At 41.7% G+C, this 22838-nt stretch carries 19 protein-coding genes; 4 read left to right on the forward strand and 15 right to left on the reverse strand.

The window, feature by feature from the left end; genetic code table 11:
- Positions 1-89: 89 nt before the first annotated feature.
- The 3 genes from JFU56_RS13440 to rlmD all read right to left on the reverse strand — a co-directional run bounded on the left by JFU56_RS13440 (position 90) and on the right by rlmD (position 5403).
- Positions 90-1646 carry a phosphatidylserine/phosphatidylglycerophosphate/cardiolipin synthase family protein gene (locus JFU56_RS13440; RefSeq protein WP_198437808.1) on the reverse strand — a complete coding sequence of 519 codons (1557 nt, stop codon included), beginning with the start codon at positions 1644-1646 and terminating at the stop codon, positions 90-92.
- A 130-nt stretch (positions 1647-1776) separates the two neighbouring features.
- Positions 1777-4023, reverse strand: coding sequence for a GTP diphosphokinase (gene relA / locus JFU56_RS13445; RefSeq protein WP_198437809.1), 2247 nt, complete (start codon positions 4021-4023; stop codon positions 1777-1779).
- Between the two features lie 45 nt (positions 4024-4068).
- The gene (rlmD, locus tag JFU56_RS13450; RefSeq protein ID WP_198437810.1) at positions 4069-5403 is read right to left on the reverse strand and encodes a 23S rRNA (uracil(1939)-C(5))-methyltransferase RlmD; all 1335 of its coding nucleotides are present in this window, start codon (positions 5401-5403) and stop codon (positions 4069-4071) included.
- A 119-nt stretch (positions 5404-5522) separates the two neighbouring features.
- Between rlmD and barA the strand changes: the two genes are divergently transcribed.
- Entirely contained in the window at positions 5523-8258 is a 2736-nt protein-coding gene (gene barA, locus JFU56_RS13455; protein ID WP_198437811.1) for a two-component sensor histidine kinase BarA, read from the forward strand.
- Positions 8259-8348: 90 nt separating this feature from the next.
- Here the strand turns inward: barA and JFU56_RS13460 are convergent, their stop codons facing one another.
- Positions 8349-9230, reverse strand: a complete 882-nt coding sequence (locus tag JFU56_RS13460) for a LysR family transcriptional regulator (RefSeq protein ID WP_198437812.1) — start codon at positions 9228-9230, stop codon at positions 8349-8351.
- Between the two features lie 163 nt (positions 9231-9393).
- On the opposite strand from JFU56_RS13460, the gene JFU56_RS13465 reads away from it, so the two are divergent.
- Positions 9394-9720 (forward strand): monooxygenase, encoded by a 327-nt coding sequence (locus JFU56_RS13465; protein WP_198437813.1) that lies wholly within the window; start codon positions 9394-9396, stop codon positions 9718-9720.
- Complete coding sequence (locus tag JFU56_RS13470) at positions 9710-10081, forward strand: hypothetical protein (RefSeq protein WP_198437918.1); 372 nt, start codon at positions 9710-9712, stop codon at positions 10079-10081. The genes JFU56_RS13465 and JFU56_RS13470 overlap by 11 nt, the downstream gene beginning before the upstream one ends.
- A 102-nt stretch (positions 10082-10183) precedes the next feature.
- Here the strand turns inward: JFU56_RS13470 and pdxJ are convergent, their stop codons facing one another.
- The 10 genes from pdxJ to rpoE form a co-directional block, all read right to left on the reverse strand.
- Positions 10184-10921 carry a pyridoxine 5'-phosphate synthase gene (gene pdxJ / locus JFU56_RS13475; protein ID WP_198437814.1) on the reverse strand — a complete coding sequence of 246 codons (738 nt, stop codon included), beginning with the start codon at positions 10919-10921 and terminating at the stop codon, positions 10184-10186.
- Between the two features lie 13 nt (positions 10922-10934).
- The gene (recO, locus tag JFU56_RS13480) at positions 10935-11642 is read right to left on the reverse strand and encodes a DNA repair protein RecO (RefSeq protein WP_198437815.1); all 708 of its coding nucleotides are present in this window, start codon (positions 11640-11642) and stop codon (positions 10935-10937) included.
- A gap of 13 nt (positions 11643-11655) precedes the next feature.
- A complete protein-coding gene (era, locus tag JFU56_RS13485) occupies positions 11656-12567 on the reverse strand; it encodes a GTPase Era (RefSeq protein ID WP_198437816.1) in 912 nt (303 codons plus the stop codon).
- A complete protein-coding gene (rnc, locus tag JFU56_RS13490) occupies positions 12564-13235 on the reverse strand; it encodes a ribonuclease III (protein ID WP_198437817.1) in 672 nt (223 codons plus the stop codon). Before rnc ends, era begins: the two co-directional genes overlap by 4 nt.
- A 2-nt stretch (positions 13236-13237) precedes the next feature.
- Positions 13238-14152, reverse strand: coding sequence for a signal peptidase I (gene lepB / locus JFU56_RS13495; RefSeq protein ID WP_198437818.1), 915 nt, complete (start codon positions 14150-14152; stop codon positions 13238-13240).
- Between the two features lie 4 nt (positions 14153-14156).
- The gene (lepA, locus tag JFU56_RS13500; RefSeq protein WP_198437819.1) at positions 14157-15953 is read right to left on the reverse strand and encodes a translation elongation factor 4; all 1797 of its coding nucleotides are present in this window, start codon (positions 15951-15953) and stop codon (positions 14157-14159) included.
- A gap of 92 nt (positions 15954-16045) precedes the next feature.
- Complete coding sequence (locus JFU56_RS13505) at positions 16046-16525, reverse strand: SoxR reducing system RseC family protein (RefSeq protein WP_198437820.1); 480 nt, start codon at positions 16523-16525, stop codon at positions 16046-16048.
- Between the two features lie 119 nt (positions 16526-16644).
- Entirely contained in the window at positions 16645-17685 is a 1041-nt protein-coding gene (locus JFU56_RS13510; protein WP_198437821.1) for a MucB/RseB C-terminal domain-containing protein, read from the reverse strand.
- Positions 17686-17698: 13 nt separating this feature from the next.
- Positions 17699-18247, reverse strand: a complete 549-nt coding sequence (locus JFU56_RS13515; protein ID WP_198437822.1) for a sigma-E factor negative regulatory protein — start codon at positions 18245-18247, stop codon at positions 17699-17701.
- Between the two features lie 41 nt (positions 18248-18288).
- Entirely contained in the window at positions 18289-18867 is a 579-nt protein-coding gene (gene rpoE, locus JFU56_RS13520; RefSeq protein WP_198437823.1) for an RNA polymerase sigma factor RpoE, read from the reverse strand.
- Positions 18868-19125: 258 nt separating this feature from the next.
- On the opposite strand from rpoE, the gene nadB reads away from it, so the two are divergent.
- Positions 19126-20730: an L-aspartate oxidase gene (gene nadB / locus JFU56_RS13525; RefSeq protein ID WP_198437824.1), complete on the forward strand. Its 1605-nt coding sequence runs from the start codon at positions 19126-19128 to the stop codon at positions 20728-20730.
- Positions 20731-20821: 91 nt separating this feature from the next.
- On the opposite strand, the gene JFU56_RS13530 is transcribed toward nadB, so the two are convergent.
- Positions 20822-22735, reverse strand: a complete 1914-nt coding sequence (locus tag JFU56_RS13530) for an alkaline phosphatase D family protein (RefSeq protein ID WP_198437825.1) — start codon at positions 22733-22735, stop codon at positions 20822-20824.
- Positions 22736-22838 lie beyond the last annotated feature (103 nt).

Raw genomic sequence — 22838 nt, forward strand, 5'->3', positions numbered from 1 at the left:
TTACTGATTGTTCTATAAATATACCTGAAATTAGGTACACATCAACCACGTTTTTATATAAGTAACTGGATTAAAAAGAAACCACTAAACTAAAGTATGTTCTTTGGGACAACTCTTCTCAGTTTAACGCCCAGTTGCTTGAACTTACTGACTCCACCATCGGGATTCCAATCAAGACTAATTCTCCACGCATTTTCCGGCTGCATTTCTTCCAACATGCCTTTTTTCACTTCGCCAGCCATTTTTTTAGATGGAATAATCACAAAGTTTTCAGTATTAAGGTGAGTACTGCGGGGATCAAGATTAAAAGTACCAATCACTGCAATGTCATCATCGATAACCATTGTCTTGGCATGTAATCCAAATATAGGCGGTTGTTCAAGCTGCTCTTGCATGACTTCCGACATGATCTTACGACGTATCTCAGCATCCGGCTTAAATTCATAAATTTCGACCCCGGTGTTGAGCAATTCTTTTCTATTTCTTTGATAACCACTAAACGCCTCTAAATTATCATTTGATGCGAGGCTATTCGTCAGGATCTTAACTTCAATCCCCTTATCGACCAGTTTCTTAAAATGGTGACGGGTATGTTTTGTGGTGATCAAATAAGGCGTCTGGATCACCACCGATTTTGTTGCTGTTTGTAGTAATTCAACTAAACGTTCGGTTGCAATACCACTGCCGCCTAAAAATTCAGTTTGGTCATTTTTACCCGGTACATCCGAGATATATTCCACATCCGTTAACCATTGCAGTTCTTGTTTTTGCTGTATTTCTTCGATGGCTAACGGCATGTTTTTAATCTTGTTTCTGACACTTGGTACAAAATTACTGGGATCACAGGCGTATTCATGCAAAGCGGTAAAGTTCGGTGGGACAGAAGATTGCCCACTCTCCTTAATTAACGCTTGTATATCAACACTTAATTCATTATCCCAAAAATGATCAAATGACATTTGAATATCATTAGCAACACCGCCAACGAGTAATACATCACGATCACGGAAGTTATATTCGTGGTCGTAGCCAAAATATTCATCAGCGACATTGCGTCCACCAGTGATCGACACTTGCCCATCAACCGTAAAGGTTTTATTGTGCATACGCTGATTTAGCTGATGGAAGTTCGTCGTTAGATTAATCGCTTTATCAAAGAAGTTTTTGCCGACATTAAGCATCGGATTATAAATTTTTATTGATATGTTTTCATGTTTAGCTAAAGTTAATAAATCTTCACCATTGGCTTCCACCATAATATCATCAACGAGAACCCGTACTTTTATGCCACGCTCAGCGGCTCTAACCAAGTAATCCGCGGCAATCAAGCCAATATTATCGGTGGAGAAAATAAAATATTGTACATCAATTGTTTTTTCGGCACGTTCCGTTAACCAGGCCCGAGACAACATTGCCTCTATTCCTTGCTCTAATACGTATACTCCGGTCTGAGCAACCATTTTATTCTCAACCGGTTTAAGATATTCCCCCAGCATTGGGCCATTGTTACTCGTAATATCAGTGCAATAATTTGTTTGTGATTCAGGAAATTGAATCGGCTTGCTACTACAAGCAGAAAGTAGCAACAGAGAGGCGACGAGGAGTGTCACACGCTTGTGTAAATTAGAAATTGAGTGATAAATCATTGGTCTTCCTTAACAAATAAAATCCATTTGCAGCTGTATTTTAGATAAAATTAAGGGAGGCGGAATACAACAAAAATTTGTATTCCCCCTCCCTATTCGTACATCTAGATTATAGTGCGCCAGATTACTTTTATTTTAAGCGTTTAGCGTAAATAACCCCTTTGACCTGACTCATGCGGTTAGTCAAATGGCTTAGCGTATCGATATTAAATAACTCAATATTAATTTCTAATGTCGCCGTTTGTAACTTCGCATCTGTACGCGTATTCATACCAACAACATGGATACGGTCATTGGCAAAAATAGTCGTTAAATCACGCAATAGTCCACTGCGATCACTTGCATGTACCACGAGCGTAACACCGTAGCCACCACTAAAGTCACCGCCCCATACCGCATCAATGATACGTTCTGGCTGACGACTGCTTAAATCAGCATACTGCAAACAGCCATTACGGTGGATCGAGATACCACGACCCTGCGTAATATAACCAACGATCTCATCACCAGGGATCGGCTGACAGCAATTGGCGATATGCGTCATCAAGTTACCCATGCCTTCTACAACAATATGATCTTTGCTGCGTTTCTTCTTTGCCTGGTTTTGTGATTTTAGAACTTGTTGATCAACCAATTCTAACGCTAATTTATCTTCTTCTTCCGCTGTAGGCTGTAACAACAACACCTTAATGTGATTAATCACTTGGTTAAGGCGTGCATCACCACTACCAACCTGCGCTAATAAATCTTCTAAGGTATTAGAATTAAAGCGCTCAAACGCACAGCTAGCATCAGACAACTGTAGCTTAAGTTTGTGCAGTTCACCTTCCAGCATGTCTTTACCCGCAGCCACATTCTTATCGCGGTCTAAACGTTTAAAGTACGTATTGATCTTAGCGCGCGCGCGCGCTGATTTTACGTAACCTAAGTTTGGTAATAACCAGTCACGGCTTGGGTTTGGGTTTTTCTGGGTGATAATTTCTATCTGATCGCCAGTTTGCAGTTCATACGTGAACGGCACGATACGGCCACTGATCTTGGCCCCAATACAACGGTGACCAACCATACTATGCACATAATAGGCAAAATCTAACGGCGTTGAACCTTGTGGCATATCAACCACATCACCTTTAGGCGTGAACACATAAACGCGATCATCAAATACCTGACTACGTAGTTCATCAACTAAGCTGCCGCTTTCTGCCATGTCATCTTGCCATGCCAGTAACTTACGCAACCAATCAATTTTCTCTTCGTAGCTGCCTTTTTTAGTACTATCAGCGCCTTCTTTGTAACGCCAGTGTGCAGCAACACCTAATTCGGCGTCATCATGCATTTGTTTGGTACGGATCTGCACTTCAACCGCTTTACTCTCGTCGCCAACGGCAACCACAGTATGGATAGATTGATAACCATTGGCTTTCGGGTTCGCCACGTAATCATCAAACTCACTGGGAATCGGACGGAATAAGTTATGGATCACACCTAATGCGGCATAGCAATCTTGCAACTCTGCAGCGATCACGCGTACAGCGCGTACGTCATAAAGACCGGTGAAATCCAAATTCTTCTTCTGCATCTTTTTCCAGATGCTGTAGATATGTTTAGGGCGACCATACACTTCAACACGACCACCAGCAGCTTCAACACCTTCTTTAACTTGCGATACAAAGCTGTCGATAAACTCTTCACGGTCAATACGGCGTTCAAGTAACAGCTTCGCTATTTGCTTATACGTATCAGGGTGAGAATAACGGAACGAAAGATCTTCAAGTTCCCATTTCAACTGACCAATACCAAGACGGTTTGCCAGCGGAGAATAGATATCAGCAATTTCTTTTGCTGCCAAAACGCGTTCTTCTTCAGAAGCATTCTTAACTTGGCGAAGATGACAAATACGTTCCGCTAACTTGATCACAATGGCACGCACATCATCAACAATCGCCATTAACATACGACGTAGATTATCGATCTGCGTTTCAGATGGTTTTTGTGATTTCGCTTGTAGCGTACGGATCGCGTCCATCTCAACAACAGCAACAAGTAATGGTAATAATTTACTGCCAAACAAACTTTCAATTTGTTCATTATTATATAATTTGGCATCAAAAAATGGATACAACAAGGCTACCTTTAGCGTATCCATGTCCATATCCATCGTCATCAATATTTCGATCATTTCCACCCCGTAAGCAAGCAACGGGAAACGGAAACCAGCTTCATCTTCAAGAGATTCAGCTGCTTCTTTTAATGCTAATTGAGAATATAACTCAAATAATTCATCTTGCTCTGTCGAGGTGAGTGCTAGCGAAGACGTCCAGGTCTTCGCATCAAAGTCTTCCGGATTGGTCAAATGAGAATCACGTACCGCAACCATGTCTTAATTCCTAACAAGATTAAACAAAAATACACACGTTCATCTCTAAACGCGTTCAAATAACGCCATTGACTCAACATGCCCAGTTTGTGGGAACATATCAATCATACCAAGGCGTGTTAATTTATAATGCTTTTCCATCAACAACTTCGAGTCTCGCGCTAATGTTGCCGGATTGCAAGATACATAGACAATTTTCTTTGCTTTTAGTTTATGTAAATATTGCACTGTTTCAGCAGCACCTGCACGCGCCGGATCTAATAGTACTTTATCAAAGCTATTTTTAGCCCACGGTAGCTTAGAAAAGTCAGCCGATAAATCTGCTTGATAGAAGGTTGCATTGTCGACATTGTTCGTCGCTGCATTGATTTGCGCCTGACGCACCATTTCATCAACGCCTTCAACACCCACAACAGAATGACATAAACGCGCAACTGGTAAGCTAAAGTTACCACCACCACAGAACAAGTCTAATACACGGTCTTCAGGGCTTAAATCCAACCAGTCTAGTGCTTGCGCAACCATCTTGTTATTCACGACAGGGTTAACTTGAATGAAATTACCCGGCGTGAAACTGAGTTTAAATTCACCGTCACTAAGCTGATACCATGCGGCAGGTGTATCTGGCGTTAATTTAACAACCGATTCAGGCTCAGGTTGCAGATAAACACTGACTTGCTGCTCATTAGCAAACGCTTGTAATAAACCTTGGTCTTTCTCATTTAGCGGTTTCAAAATACGGAACAAGCAAATAATGCCAGAATCTACCGCAAACAACTCGATATGACCTAAATCACGACGTACTGTAAGCGTAGCAAGTAATGCGCGTAAAGGTTGAATCAATACTGACAAAGCTGGCACTAATACAGGGCACTGATTAATCGCAACCAATGATTTGCTGTTACGCTCACGGAAACCAAAGGCTAATTGCTTGGCTTTACGATCGAACATGACACTTAAACGCGCTGTACGGCGATATTCCCAAGGCTGGGATAAAATAGGATCGGCAAAGTTAATATCATTATTTTTACTGAAATTCTGTAACAAACTAAACAGCGCAGTTTGTTTATAATCAGCCTGAACTTCACTATCCAGTGTTTGTAAACTGCAGCCACCACACGTGGCATAATGTGGACATGCTGGTTCAATTCTTTGCTCTGATGGCGCTAATACTTTTCTTAATGTTGCTTTCGCATATTGCTTTTTTTGCTCAATAATATTCACTGATACGCGCTCACCTGGTAGTCCACCAGCAACGAATATCGCTTTGCCATCAAGACGACCAAAACCTAGACCTTGGTGATCTAACTTCTCAATAGTGATCTCGACCGCTTTACTCGGAGTTTTCTGTACTTTTTTTGCTTTATAAATTTGCGCCATATTGATATACAACTATTGCCTATGTCATCATTAGGGTATTATTCTAACCTGCTTTTCCGCTTTATACTTTAAATAACTTCTGTAGATGGCATTAAACCCGATACCAATAAGATGACTTTATGACTAAATACGGACTTCGTGCCAAAGTAATGTCGCTGACAATTTTACCGACTGTTTTGATCGGTACGTTATTAGCCAGCTATTTCACCTTTAACCGCTATCAGCAATTGGAAACGGTGCTTATTGAGCAAGGTGTTAATATTATCGAACCACTGGCGATTGCCAGCGAATACGGGATGTTGCAAAACAGCCGTGAATCGCTGAAAAAACTGCTCGGTTTAACCCATCGTAAATTTGCCCCCACGATTAAAAGTATCGCCATTTTTGATACCAATAATAAACTCTTTGTAACCAGTAATTATCACCGTAATTTTTCGGTATTGAAAAATCCCGATGGGATAAAATTACCGGAAACCACGCAAGTCGAAGTGCTTGATGATTACATTATTCTACGTTCACCTATTATTGCGGAAATTGACAATAACAGCTTCCCACTAAATTTAGAAAACCCAGAGCAGATCCTAGGTTATTTATCTATTCAATTAATTCGAGACAAAGCCATATTACTGCAATACCGTGATACCACCGTGTCGGTGTTCATTGTATTACTGGGCTTTTTCACTGCGCTTATCTTCTCCTGGCGATTAGTGAAGAACGTAACCCAACCCATTACCGATATGGTCACCGTAGTCGATAGGATCAGGGAGGGGCGGCTTGATGCCCGAGTCACCGGCGATCACACCGGTGAATTAGCCCTGCTCAAAAATGGTATTAACTCCATGGCTAAATCACTATCGGCTTATCATGAGGAAATGCAGCAAAATATTGATCAGGCAACCTCGGATTTACGCGAAACGTTAGAACAGATTGAGATCCAAAATATTGAATTGGATATGGCTAAAAAACGCGCTCAAGCCGCTGCACGGGTTAAATCTGAATTCTTGGCGAACATGAGTCATGAATTAAGAACACCGCTCAATGGTGTGATTGGTTTCTCTCGTCAATTATTAAAAACATCGCTAAGCCCGAATCAAACCGATTATTTGCAGACGATTGAAAAATCGGCCAATAATCTACTTAACATTATTAATGACATTCTCGATTTCTCTAAACTTGAAGCCGGTAAACTGACCTTAGAACAAATCCCCTTTAATCTGCGAGACACCATTGAAGAGGCCGCCATCCTACTCGCGCCAACCGTGCATGATAAAGGCCTTGAATTATCCCTACACGTCGATAAAAACGTACCTGACGGTATAATTGGTGACCCATTCCGTTTCCAACAAGTGATCACCAATTTACTTGGCAATGCCATCAAGTTTACTGAAAACGGTAATATTGATATCCACATCGAATTATTAGAATGGACAGATAATACAGTCATTATCCAGACCAATATTCGCGATACCGGTATTGGTATTTCTGATCAGCAACAAGCACAATTATTTCAAGCCTTTAATCAAGCTGATACCAGTATTTCACGTCGTTATGGCGGTACCGGATTAGGACTTGTTATTACCCAGCGCTTAGTTGAATTTATGGGTGGTGAGATCTCACTTGATTCAGATTTAGGCCAAGGCTCTAACTTTAAATTTTCATTGAAATTTAATGTTACCGCTAATTCATTATCTGAACCTTTACCGGTAAGTAACTTTAAAGGTAAACAAGTACTCTTGTATGAAGCAGATAACTACTCTGCTCGCTCATTAATATCATTGCTGAATAGCTGGGATTTAGACGTATTACATTGTGCTAATGAAGCAGAATGGCGACACTATATTAATCAGCCTTACTATTGTGTAGTGATTGCCCAAAATGATGAAAGCAACTTAACGCCGATGTATGACAAAATGAGCCAGTGCCATGACATTGATGCCGCAGTCGTCGTACTCATTAATTCATCCGATCCTTGTCTACAAGAAGAGATCATTCGTATCGGCGCAAAACACTGCCTCACGAAACCGTGTAATCACCGTAAATTAGTGAACGCATTAGCTTACCTCGATAAACCAGATCAACAACCGATACCACAGTTAAAAATAGAAAAACCAAAAGCCAAAGTTGACCTGTCTATTTTAGCCGTCGATGATAATCCTGCGAATCTGAAATTAATTAGCGCAATGCTAGCCGATTCAGTCACGACGATAGAAATATGCTCCAATGGTGCAGAGGCAGTGGCGAAAGCCAATGAAATGGATTTTGATATTGTCTTTATGGATATCCAAATGCCGATCATGGACGGTATTAGCGCTTGTAGAGCCATTCGCTCAGGTACGCGTAACCAATCTACCCCTATCATTGCAGTCACCGCACATGCAATGAGCGGTGAGCGTGACCGCCTCTTGAGCAAAGGGATGGATGACTACTTAACGAAACCGATTGATGAATCGATTCTTAAGCGTACCCTGCAACAATGGAGTGGCTCATCACACGATAACACGATCGTGAAAAATCACATTTTAGATTGGCCCTTGACCTTACAACGCTCTATGGGTAAAGAGGATCTTGCGGTAGATATGCTAGAAATGTTTATCAATAGTCTGCCTGAAATAAGCGAGCATTTGGAACAAGCATTAGCACGTAGCTTGTCACGCTCTGAATTTAAGAAAATCATTCATAAGTTCCACGGCGGTGCTGCTTGTTGCGGGGTATTACCAATCCAGAACCTGGCCGATCAGATTGAACGCGGATTACGTAAGGGTGCTGAAATCGAAGATGTCGAACCAGAGATTTTTGAATTGCAGGAAGCCATTGAAACAATCATTAAGGAAGCTCAGCCTTACCTACCAAATTAGCCTTATCCAACACGACCTAGTTTCATAACAGTATTGCAAACATGGTAGTGAGGTTATTAAAGGTGCCAGCAAGGATGCTAGGCACCGCTGTTATCTTTCATCTACCGATGCCAATAACAGATAATATAACCCTTTCGCCGCAGACCCGGTCTTTGCCCCTTTTGGCAAAGTGAGATGCAAAGGTACATGGTAACGATTTGAATACTCGACGTTAAGCACTACTATGTCGCAATCCTTATTCTGCTCAACAATATGCTTTGGTAAACGACAATAACCCAAACCTTGCTTAACCGCCTGCCAAGCGTGATCAAAGTTATCGACCGTAATACGCTGACTCGACTTTAACCAACCCACATCAATATTATCTTCCACGCCTAAATCTCGGATGACAATTTGTCTATTGACCGTTAAATCAGCCAAACAAGGTTCAGCCTTATCCGCTAATGGATGCCCTTTTATAACCACTGGCAACATACTCACAGTACCAAATGATTCACAGGGATGGTTAGTGATTGGAAAGTTAATAATAGAAATATCAGCTTGTTGCTCTGCTACCATGCTCGTGGTTTTTGATAACGATGTTTCTACAATTTTAATCGATGTCGTACTGTTCTGCGCAAGGAATCTAGCCAACGGCCCATACAGCCACTGTCGGTCGCATAGATGATCAATGGCAATCACCAGCTCAGATTCCATCCCCTGTGTTAACTGAGAGCTTATTTCCTCTAAGGCCTGCGCTTGATCAATCATCGACTGCGCCCTGCGTAATAACGACTTACCGTCCTCAGTAAGTACAGCCCGTCGACCTTTAATTTTAACAAGTGATACGCCAAGTTGATCTTCAAGCTTCTTAATTGCATAGATCAAGGTGGTATGGCTCTTATTCAATACTGTCGCGGCAGCTTGAATACTTCCCGCCTTATCAACTTCAGATAAGGTCAGCCATTGATCTAGTGTTGTCTTTAATCTCATTGGTCTATTTATTCCACAGTTACACGCAGTTTTATGAACTTTTATGTTCAATTTTCATTGATATTATAGTGCCTATAACAAAGAGCAAGCAAAAGCATCTCGCTTACTCTTTATTTTACCCTTTACTTTATGCTACGCATCAATACGCGATTGGAGAGACAGAATGCAAAAATTATTACAAGTAGATTTCGATTTTACAGGTCCATTTGGTGATGAAATGTCGGCGATGCTGGTTGGACTGGCTGAATCGATAAACCATGAACCGGGCATGATTTGGAAAATCTGGACTGAAAATCAAAAAGCCCAATTAGGTGGTGGTATTTACTTATTTGAAAATGAAGCCTATGCACAAACTTATTTGGAGATGCATTCAGCCCGCTTAAAAAAGATGGGGGTGACAGATATTAGAGGCTATATATTCGATATCAATGCGCCTTTATCAGCTATTAATCGTGCCCCGACCACAGGAGTTGGCAGTGATGAACAATAAAACCTTCTTAACTACACATGGCATTATTTATGGCATATTTGCTTTAGCCTTGTTTTTCATCCCTGCGATTATATGGCCCATGTACGGGATAGAGCTGAACGATAGATATGCATATTTTTTATCTCAACATAACAGTATTTTCTTAGGCGGAATAGCCGCGATAAGTTTGTTGTTAAGAGAGGTTGAGTCAGGGGTTGTGGCTAAAAAATTGTTTCTTGCACTGCTGATTAGCAACCTGCTCGGCGTTGCAATCACTTTATACGCTGGAGTTACAGGACTCTTTGTCGGTTTCGGTTGGAGTGATCCCGTATTCTTTACGTTACTTTCAGTATTGAGTTATTGCCAGTTCAAAAAGCAATAATGGGATCTAAAAACAGCTAGCGTTACCAATGTTCAGGTTTTAACAAAAACGTTAAATACCTTGAACATTGGCTTCTTTACATCCAGATAGGACGGCATAAATTTAGCTGTTATTACGCGCTTCTTGCATAATAACTTGCATGTCTTTTACCGCTTTACCTAAACCATCAAATGCCGCGCGAGCAATAATTGCATGGCCGATATTCAATTCGTAAATTTCAGGAATAGCCGCAATTGGTTGCACGTTATGATAATGCAAACCATGGCCAGCATTTACTTTCAGGCCCGCTTGATGCGCGTAACTTACACCTGCAGAAATCTTCTTCAATTCAGCTTGTTGCTCAGATTCAGATTCAGCATCCGCATAAGCACCAGTGTGCACTTCAATATAGGGTGCGCCAGAAGCCACCGCTGCATCGATTTGTTCTTTATCGGCATCAATGAATAACGACACGAGAATGCCCGCTTCGCTTAAACGCGTCACAGCTTTCGTGATCTTATCTTGTTGACCAAGTACGTCCAAGCCACCTTCAGTCGTCAGCTCTTCACGCTTTTCTGGTACTAAACAAACAAACTCAGGTTTGATCTCACAAGCAATATCCAACATCTCTGTGGTTACAGCCATTTCCAGATTCATGCGTGTTTGAATCGTTTCTTTTAATACGCGAACATCACGGTCGACAATATGACGACGATCTTCACGTAAATGCACTGTAATACCGTCTGCGCCGTTTAGTTCTGCAACGGCAGCGGCATGTACAGGATCAGGGTAAGTCGTACCGCGTGCTTGGCGTAAGGTTGCGATGTGGTCAATGTTGACACCTAGAAAGATCTTATTCACGTTTAATTCCCTTTTATCTATTTTTCAGCGGTTTATTAACAAACAGTTCTCTGCTTTTCAACGGTTTGTTGCCCAGATAGGGTAACAAAATTTGCCGACAAAAACGTTTTGCTGCAGCTAAATTTTCTGGATTAAATTGTCGTTGCTCAAATGCCAGTAAGTCTTTACCTAAAAATGAACTGCCCACAGCGACTTTATAAATGGATGGTACTATCCCAACATGCGGTACGTATTTATACATACGCTCGGGGAAGACGGCATCCATCGTATCAGCACAATAGCTTAACGCACCAATGTTACCTAAACATTGCATTAAATTTAATTCAAATGCACGCAATAAAGGTTCTAGCGGTTCGCGTTTGGCTAACGCTAATAAGGCATGTTGGTAGTGAGAGAATAATTCGGGATTAGCTTGTTCACTGGCCAGTAAACGATAAAGTAATTCGTTGAGGTAAAAACTAGCGTAGAGATGCTTACCGGCAAGCGGTAATGAATTAGATACCGCCTCAACCTGACGCATGGACTTGAGCCCACCTTTGCCGGCATAGGCGATATTAAGTAAAGTAAACGGCTGTAAAATTGCACTTTGACTGTTTTTACGCCCTCGTCCTGCTCGTCCCACTAACGCTATTTTACCATCGTTAATGGTAAAGAAGTCGATTAATAAACTCGACTCCTTAAAAGGACGACGATGCAGTACAAAGGCGTTTTGTAAGTCCATGCAATAACGCTATTTAAACTTCGTCTCCGTAACCTAAGCTACGAAGTGCACGTTCATCATCAGCCCAACCAGACTTCACTTTAACCCAACATTCTAGGAATACTTTATTATCAAACAAGGTTTCCATATCACGTCGTGCTTCAGTGCCGATTGTTTTCAGTTTCGTGCCTTTGTTACCAATAACCATACGTTTTTGAGTATCACGTTCAACCAAAATTAACGCATTGATATGGAACGTGCCGTTTTCACTTACTTTAAACTGCTCGATCTCAACAGTCGTTGAGTATGGCAGTTCTTGGCCAGTGAAACGCATTAGTTTTTCACGAATGATTTCAGATGCCATGAAACGTGAAGAACGATCCGTAACGTAATCTTCAGGGAAGTAAAAATCACCTTCTTGTAACTGCTGTGAACAAATACCACGTAGCATTTCTACATTGGTACCTTTCGTTGCAGAGATAGGGATAATTTCCGCGAAGTTAAACTTCTCAGCCAATACCTGCAGGTGCGGCATTAACTCTTCAGCTTTATCTTTAATCGCATCGGTTTTATTAATCGCCAAGTAAATTGGGCATTTAATATCACGTAATTTGTTTAGTACCATTTCGTCATCATCAGTCCAACGCGTACCATCAACAACAAAAATTACCGCATCAACATCAATATCTTTTAATGAACTGCTTGCTGCACGGTTCATTAAACGGTTGATGGCACGTTTTTCATCGATGTGTAGACCTGGAGTATCAACATAAACCGTTTGACGGTTTTCTTCAGTATCAATACCTAGAATACGGTGACGAGTCGTTTGTGGCTTACGCGAGGTAATACTTACCTTTTGTCCCAGGATGCGGTTTAATAACGTTGATTTACCAACGTTAGGACGACCAACGATGGCAACAAAGCCGCTATAAGTCATATCACTCATTGTAATTGCTCCAATGCTTTTTGGGCTGCTTCTTGTTCTGCTTTACGACGACTAGTACCTTTACCTGTAACAGGGTGCTCTAGGCCTTCAATAACGCAATGAATAGTGAACTCTTGATTATGAGCTTCACCCTTTACTTCCACTACTTGATACAGTGGCAGTGCTTGCTTACGTCCTTGAAGCCATTCTTGTAATTGTGTTTTCGCATCTTTCTGATCGATACCTGGTTTGATCGCATCTAAACGCGATGCATACCAAGCTAATACACGTTCACGTGTTTTCTCGATATCACTATCCAGATACATCGCGCCAATAAGGGCTTCAACAGTATCTGCTAAGATAGATTCGCGACGGAAGCCACCACTCTTTAATTCACCTGGACCTAAGATCAAACATTCACTTAGTTCAAACTCTCGGGCTATTTCAGCAAGCGTTAAGCCTTTAACAAGCGTTGCACGCATACGGCTTAAATCACCCTCTGGTACTTCAGGGAATTTGCAAAACAATGCATCCGAGATAATAAAGCCAAGTACAGAATCACCAAGAAACTCAAGACGTTCATTATGCTTGAAATAAGCACTACGGTGCGTCAGTGCTTGTTGTAATAGACCAGCATTTTGATACTGGTAACCTAATACAGTTTGTAATCTTTCTAATAAAATTGTCATAATTATTTTAATTTGCCAATACGACTAAAGCGTATACCTGTTGGGATCCAACCAGGTAACAAAGAATCTTGGTCGCGTTCAAATTCGAAACTAGTCCAAATGAACACAGCCTTGCCGACTAAATTAGCCTCTGGCACAAAACCCCAAAAACGGCTATCAGCACTATTATCACGGTTATCACCCATCATAAAGTAGTTACCGTCCGGTACAACCCACTCATATTGACGGGTTGGCGGATTAGGCTGCTGATAAAAATCACTCGCTAAATCAGGACGACTAGGGTTAATTAAGATGTTATGCGCAACATCGCCTAGTTGCTCTGTGTATTGCTGTAATTCAACCATTTGATCTTTAAACTTGCCGATTTCGACTAAGCTAAGATCGAGTTTTTCAAAACCTTTACAGTCTGTACCAGTACATGCTTTTTGAATGAAAACCTGTTTTCCACGATAAGCAATACGATCTCCCGGTAAACCAACGACACGTTTAATGTAATCAACCGTTGGCTGTGGTGGATATTTAAATACCGCCACATCACCACGCTCTGGCTTACCCGTTTCGATAAGTGTAGAACGTAATACCGGATCTTTAACGCCATAACTGAATTTCTCTACCAGGATAAAGTCACCAACTAATAACGTTGGCATCATTGACCCTGATGGGATCTGAAATGGTTCGTATAAAAATGAACGTAATACCAATACCGCTGCAATAACAGGAAAAATCGATTTTGCATTTTCAACAACAAACGATTCTTGCCCTAACTTTGCAACAGCTTCAGGTGGTAGTTCTGCTTGAGTTTGCGCAAACGCGACTTTTTCAGCACGCGCTTTTTCCCAAATCAGTTTATCTAACGCCCAAATAATACCGCTAACAAACGTCACCAGTACCAATATCAGTGAAAAATAGGTTGCCATTAATCTAGTCCTTTCCGATATGCAACACAGCTAAGAAGGCTTCTTGAGGTACCTCAACATTACCAACTTGCTTCATGCGTTTTTTACCGTCTTTCTGTTTCTGTAGCAGTTTCTTCTTACGACTGATATCACCGCCATAACATTTCGCAATTACGTTTTTACGCATTTGCTTAACGGTACTACGAGCAATCACTTGCGAGCCGATAACCGCTTGAATCGCGATATTGAACATTTGACGTGGGATCAAGTCTTTCATTTTCTCAACCAATAAACGACCACGGTTAAGTGAATTGTCACGGTGAGTGATCATCGCTAACGCATCCACACGGTCGGTATTGATTAATACATCAACACGCACCATGTCTGCCGGTGTAAAGCGGATGAAAGAGTAATCAAGTGATGCATAACCACGGCTGGTTGACTTCAAACGGTCAAAGAAGTCCATCACGACTTCACCCATCGGGATCTCGTAAGTTAATGCCACTTGCTTGCCGTGATAATCCATCTTAGTTTGTACGCCACGTTTATCGATACACAAGGTAATTACGTTACCTAGGTATTCTTGTGGTACTAAAATATTACATTCAGCGATTGGTTCACGAATCTCTTCGATATCATTCAATGCTGGTAATTTAGCCGGGCTATCAACGTATATCACCTCACCTTTTTTAGTTTCTACTTCGTAGACAACCGTTGGTGCAGTGGTGATCAAATCAAGATCGTATTCACGTTCTAAACGCTCTTGAATGATTTCCATGTGTAGTAAACCTAAGAAACCACAACGGAAACCGAAACCAAGTGCTGAAGAACTTTCTGGTTCGTAGAATAAAGACGCATCGTTTAGACTCAATTTACCGAGAGCATCACGGAACGCTTCATAATCATCAGAGCTAATTGGGAATAAACCCGCATAAACCTGAGGCTTAACTTTACTGAAACCAGGTACTGGTGCATCAGCTGGGTTACGCGTATTCGTTAGCGTATCACCTACTGGTGCGCCTAAAATATCTTTAATACCGCAAATAACAAAACCTACTTCACCGCAGTGCAGTACGCCAGTATCTGTTTGTTTCGGTGTGAAGATACCCACTTTATCAACAAGATGAGATTCACCCGTCGACATAACTGTTAGTTTATCGCCTTTGCGAAGTGCACCATTAGTAATACGTACTAACGATACAACACCTTGGTAGTTATCAAACCATGAATCAATGATCAAAGCTTGTAGTGGCGCGTCTTCAGAACCTTCTGATGGGCATGGAATTTCTCTTACAATTGTTTCAAGTACGTCTTCGATACCTAAACCAGTTTTTGCAGAGCAACGTGTAGCTTCCATTGCATCAATACCAATAATATCTTCGATTTCTTCTGCTACGCGATCAGGATCGGCGGCAGGTAAATCGATTTTATTGAGGATTGGCACAACTTCCAGATCCATTTCCATCGCTGTATAACAGTTTGCTAGGGTCTGTGCTTCTACGCCTTGACCGGCGTCGACAACAAGTAAAGCACCCTCACAGGCTGCTAATGAGCGAGAAACCTCATAGCTGAAGTCCACGTGTCCTGGCGTATCAATAAAGTTAAGCTGGTATGTTTCACCATCTTTCGCTTTATAATCCAGAGTTACGCTTTGCGCTTTAATTGTAATGCCACGCTCGCGCTCAATATCCATTGAGTCAAGAACCTGTGCTGCCATTTCACGGTCAGATAAACCACCGCAATGCGAAATTAGACGATCTGATAAAGTTGATTTACCGTGATCGATATGGGCAATAATTGAAAAATTACGAATGTGTTTCATGAGTTAGATAATATCCAATACTTAGTAGATATGACACTTAATGAGGCGGATTTTAACGGATTTAAGGGATGACTGCTATCTTTCAATTACTTTTAATCAGCGCGCCATTGTCCTATCACTTCCGATTGAGCCACAACACCTAGCATTTTAGGTTTTAAATCAAAGCTTTGATCAAATTTAACACTTAATTTTCGAGTGCCAATGAAACCAATATAACCACCAATAAAAGCCGCGAGAATAACCAAGCCTTCACCTTCAAATTGGAAAACTTGAGATAAATACTGGCCAAGACCCAGTGACAGTAAAATCGTTGCTAACGGCAATAAGTAAACCAGCATGGCGCTGGTGACTAAATTCTTTTCACGTAAACCAATTTCGATTTTATCACCAGCGACGACATCGGCTGTTTTAGTAACCGTAAAATTGTGGATGCGATGTGGGAATGCTTTCGCTACCGTACCTGTACCGCAATTATCACTGGCATGACAATGGTTACAAGCTGATTGGCTCTCGCAGTGTACCGATACTTGATCACCAGTTACACTTTTTACCACTGCTGTTTCAATTATCATACTGGTGCATACCTTAGCTTAAAGCAATTGTGACTCACTAAACAATGACTTTGCTATGCCGCTAAGTACTGTATCGCTAAACTGAGTCACACTTGTTATTGCAAATTAATTATCATAAATTAGTCATCAAGATTTCGCACAACAGAGTCGGCAATTTTCTTGGCTGTCGCGCTTGGTACTTCGCCCACAACCACTATCTCAATATCATCGGTGATTTTAGATTGTAAACTAATTTGTCCCGACACACCTAATCCTTGACTCAAACTGCCTGCTTTCGCGTTGGTATTCACATAAATAGACACATCGACTAAACCATCTGAAAACTGCATATAATCAATAGTTTGACCTATACCAGCAATCTGATGTTTATTACTCACTATCAATTTAAATCCATCAGGCATCCAAGCTGCTTTCCATTCCGATTTGGTCGGTTCCGGCATTAAGCTTTGTGTTTGCATGGCTGATAACACGGGTGGCAGCGTGACTGAATTCAATTGTTCTAACCAAGGCGTTACATCAGGAAACTGATACAAAGAAATCGCCATCACTTGGAATACCACTTCACCACTGTCTTTGATCATATCAATACGCAGCGGTAGGTTCGTGGTTGTGTCGATCCAAATTAAATAGCCAAAACGATATTTATCATTCGGTACCACACGTACGACTTGACTTAAACGCCCTGTAACACGAGATTTACCGCCCACATAGATAGCTTGATACAAGCTATCATCTAGGGTTAGTTCAGTGGCCATTAAATTAAACAGTAGACCCGGAATTGCCGTTGAGGCTAAAGAATAGCCGGCCTGCTCAGCTTCAAAGAAACTAGTAATATCGCCACGGCGTAAATATTCACGCGGGTTACCATTTAATGACAATAAATGGCCGACAGACACATCATCAATCACCCCGTGGCTGTAACGCATAGGTGTAATTCTTCCGCGCTCAATCTCGACATAAGACAAATCATAATTAAGCTGTTTAAACGCCATTTTCATGTTGTCTAACAGGTCATCAGCAGATAATTTTGGCGCTACAGCAGTGTTAGTAACAACATTACTATTGACGACATTACCACTCGCGGGCGTAGCCTCACTCCAAGCGATAGGGCTAAAGAGTGAAGACAACAATATCCACACACCAACACTTTTCTTGCACATTACTGGCTCACTATTATTGCTGGATGCGTTTTTGTAATTGATGATCAAGTACAAATGCATTGATGCGACGTACTTGTTCTACTTTTTCTTCATCGGTAAATTCAGGCTGCACTTGGCGTGAGTCAGGAGATTCAACACTCAAGCTCACTGGCGATGCAATACCCGCAAATGGCATGACATTTAGTGCCGGTTCAAGCCCTGTTATCGGCGCTTCAGTATTACTGAATTGCACACCCGTGATAACCATTAACGCAACAGATGCTGCTATCGCAAATTGACCACCAGTTTTTAGCCAAGGCTGAATAACTTTTTGATAGAAAGAGCTATCGTTGGCACTTTCTTTTGGCATAACCAATGTCGGTTCTTCAGCAATAGCCGCAGTGATTGCACGAGTAAGGTCTAAATTAACCGTTGCAGGTGTTTCACCACGCATCACATCACCAATCAAGTGGTAATGCTGCCAACTTGACGATAATGCTTCATCCTGACCTAATTCATCAAGTAAGGCTGCATCAATATTTTCATTGTCTACGATGGAGGATAAACGTTCTTTTTCTATCATAATTAATACCTAAATTTACTCGTCCGTAATCTGTGTTTAACTTACTGTTGAAGTAAGGGTTTCAATTTCACTTCAATCGCTTCACGTGCTCTAAAAATACGTGAGCGAACAGTACCCACTGGGCAGCTCATGACAATACTAATATCGTCATAACTCATGCCTTCCATTTCACGTAATGTTATCGCGGTACGTAATTCATCTGGCAGTCCGTCAATAACTGAAAAAATAACTGCTTTCATTTCTTCTGCTAAAATAACGCGTTCAGGCGTTGATGATTCACGCATACCGTCATTGCCATCATAGAATTCCGCATCTGCTGCATCAATATCATTTGCAGGTGGTCGTCTACTTTGTGCAATTAAATAATTTTTCGCGGTGTTACTGGCAATACGATATAACCAAGTATAAAACGCACTATCGCCCCTAAAATTAGGCAATGCACGATAGGCTTTAATAAATACTTCCTGAGTCACATCGGCAACGTCACCGCTGGCTGATACATAACGTGAGATCAGGTTCGCCACTTTTTGTTGGTATTTAGTCACCAATAAATTAAATGCGGCTTTGTCACCGCCTTGGACTCGCTCAACTAATTGCAAGTCCGTTTCTTTTGCACTCATTAGTAACTCATAACCTCTTATTATTCTGATGACACTAGTATTACTAATGCGTAATTTTCAGACTGCGTTATATAAATAAAGTTCGTTTTAACAGCAAATAAAATGCCTAAATGGACTAATTAAATCAAAATAACGCTAAATAAATAAAAATACCTTTTTAATGCCCGTGCTTTACAGCTTATAATGCCTTACTTAACATTATATCTTGAAGTAACTTGGGTATAGAGATAACAGCATACTACAAATCGAGTGGAAACTATGAGAACAAATGCGGAATACCAAAGCGATGTACTGATTATCGGCAGTGGTGCCGCAGGACTCTCACTGGCATTGAAACTCGCCGACCACGCAAAAGTGACGGTGTTAAGTAAAAGCGGCTTAACCGAAGGCTCGACGCTTTACGCACAAGGTGGGATTGCGGCGGTATTTGATGAAGCCGACAGTATTGAAGGGCATGTCGCCGATACGCTGATTGCTGGCGCCGGCTTATGCGATGAAGATACCGTTAGCTTTACTGCCAGCAGCGCCGCCACCAGCTTAAACTGGTTAATTGATAAAGGCGCGCCGTTTGACCAAGTTGCTGACGACAATGGCGAGCAGCAATATCACTTAACAAAAGAAGGTGGTCACAGCCATCGCCGTATTCTGCATGCTGCAGATGCCACAGGTAAAGCAGTACAAACCACTTTAATCGATAATGTCTCGCAACACCCAAACATCACCTTGATGGAACGCTTTAACGCGGTAGACCTGATTTCAACGAAGCAGCTTAATCAAGCAACTAACCGTATTGTCGGTGCTTATGTGTGGAATCGCGAAGCTGAAAAAGTAGAAGTGATTAAAGCCCGCTTCGTTATACTCGCCACTGGTGGCGCTAGTAAGGTGTATCAATACACCAGTAATCCCGATGTCTCTAGCGGTGATGGTATTGCTATGGCATGGCGCGCAGGCTGTCGTGTGGCTAATATGGAATTCAATCAATTCCACCCAACCTGTTTATTCCATCCCGATGCGAAAAACTTCTTATTAACGGAAGCCCTACGTGGTGAAGGCGCCTATTTGCGTCACGCTGACGGCACGCGCTTTATGCCAAACTTTGATGAACGCGCTGAATTAGCACCACGTGATATTGTCGCCCGAGCCATCGATTTTGAAATGAAGCGTCTCGGCAGTGATTGTGTCTATTTAGATATTAGCCACAAACCCGCTGAATTTATTATTAGTCATTTCCCAACTATCTATGAACGTTGCTTAAAGTTAGGCATCGATATCACTACTGATCCAATCCCAGCGGTACCTGCTGCCCATTATACCTGTGGTGGCGTAATGACTGATTTAACAGGTCAAACTGATATGCGTGGCTTATACGCGATTGGTGAAGTGGCTTATACTGGCCTGCATGGCGCAAATCGCTTAGCCAGTAATTCATTATTGGAATGCATTGTATTTGCCCATGCTGCGGCAGACGACGTGTTATCAAAATTACATAAAACCCGTAAAGATTACCGCATTCCAGCATGGGATGAGAGTAAAGTAACCAACTCTGATGAAGAAGTGATTATTCAGCATAATTGGCATGAACTGCGCTTATTCATGTGGGATTACGTCGGTATTGTACGCACGACTAAACGTCTAGAGCGCGCCCTACGCCGAGTGAATCTGTTACAACAAGAAATTGATGAGTACTACAGCAACTTCCGCGTCAGTAACAACTTATTAGAATTAAGAAACTTGGTTACAGTGGCAGACCTGATCATTCGCAGTGCTTTAGATCGTAAAGAAAGTCGTGGCTTGCACTATACGTTGGATTACCCAGAGCAGTTCGACGAACCACAACCGACTATCTTACAGCCTAAGGTTTAGTTGATTACTGATCAAAATATCTTTATTAAGCAGCTGTTTAGCTGCTTTTTTTTATTTTTATCTTCAGAGAAACGTTCTAAATAATCATGCCTTAATCATGCTTAGGCGGGGTAAACACGGTTTCAGTCATATCGCTGTGCAATACCGCAATGTTACTCGGCGCACCATTCTCAGCAAAAGTCACCATGCCAATGCCACTGTGGTTAACGAGACGTTTATCCTTGTCGTTATTGGGCTTGCAACCTCGGATCGTCATGCGCTTACGTTTAGTGAAAAAGTTCAGTGGTGAATAATAGCCATATAACCAAGCATTAAGCTTATCAAAACAAGATAATAGTTTTTCAGGAAACTGGTTCTTCAAACCACTACAGGTAATTTGATATATTTGCGGCCCACCATGACGGAAACGGATCCCTATTTTATAGGCAAACGAGTAATGCACATCACCCGATAAAATAACAAACTGCTGCGGCGTTTTACGGTGCATAAAAATACTGAGTAAAGTATTCGCCGTGCCAGGATGTGCCATCCAATTTTCTGCATCAACCAATAACGATGCCCCGCACATCGTGGCAATACGCTGTACCGTTTCGATGATCTTCACACCATACATAGGCGCGGGAGAGACAATAATAACTTTGTCCTGCCCCACTAGCTCATGCTGAAATTCCATCATCGCTTCCCAATCCATCAACCCTGACGGTTTAGCTAAATTAGATTCACTGCGCCAACGCCTTGTTCGCGTATCTAACACCACTAATTTAGGTGATGTCGCCAAGGTATAGTGCCATTGTTCATACTTCAGTAAGGTAGCGATTAGCTCATCTTGCGCCTCCATCGACAATTGCTCGAAATAGTTAGCTAGCGGCGCTGCTAAATTAGCAAGCATCTGCTGCGGATTATTACCGAGTCCTTGAAACAAGGTATAACCAATGAGGGCATTGCCAATGATGCGTTTTGAAAATGCATGGCCATAAGCCGCCTCTTCCCACTTTGCCGTTAAGTTCCAATCATCCGTCACATCATGATCGTCAAAGATCATATACGTTGGTAAGTGCGCCAGCAAACGACGGACTTTCGTTAAGCCCGCTTTAAACGCCAATAAGCTATCCCACTCTTTTTGCCAGCGCGTCAAATGCTCCGCACTCAGCCCTCTGACATCACGTGGTATCGAGATCTGCTGCCATAATTCAGGAGACCAGGACAGCAGATATAAAGCCATGACTTCACTGACACTGACTAAATGATTTTCTGCCGAAGATGAAGTAAATATAGCGTGATTGACATACCAATCATGCAAGGCTGTCTTCGCTGAATATTCGGTTTTAGGTAATAACCCAAGATGACGCTGATACAAATCGACAGGTTGATAGCTAATATCTTGACTGCCCGCAATAGCTGCCGCATTAAAAATTTCATTTGGCAAACCTAACAAATTAATGACCTGACTAATCGCGTATAACATAGGCCCAGCAACGTCATCCACATACACTTGATCACCGCTTAACATCAATAACGATGGACGTTCAGTTGTTGAATTGAAACCTTGTAAACGGGTATCAGCCGCGACTAGCGCATCATCACTATGGTGATGCGGTTGGCGACAAGAGCCATGTAAAATGTCAGTAATATTAGGCTTAACAATAAAATTAGGGGTTTTAGACTCTCCATAACCAAGTTCTGTGACGGTGCTAAACAGCTCGCCGAATTCAGTATCATGCAGCTGATAGTCAATAGTGATATCTACAGGTAATAATTGCGTGGCACTAACATGAATTAAATACTGGTAGGCATGTGAGCCCAGCTTGATAATATGCACTTCATCGTGTGTTAATACACGCGAAAAATCAGCCCCCTTCAAGCTCAAACTCAGAACAGATAATGGCTTAGCACTGACAAACCACAAGGTAAAATGTTGTTCATCACAGTGGCGCAATATAGGCCCTGCAATAATAAGCGGTAATAAGTCAGCACTAGATGTAGGTGTGGAAATTGAGATTGACATTGTTCGCTCTTAATAAAAATGAGGCTGTTGCAGAAAAATTAACATGATGAAATTTACAGCGTAGGAATAGAGTGACCAGCAGTTAAACAATTCTTTACACTTC

The organism is Moritella sp. F3 (assembly GCF_015082335.1).
Classification (GTDB): domain Bacteria; phylum Pseudomonadota; class Gammaproteobacteria; order Enterobacterales; family Moritellaceae; genus Moritella.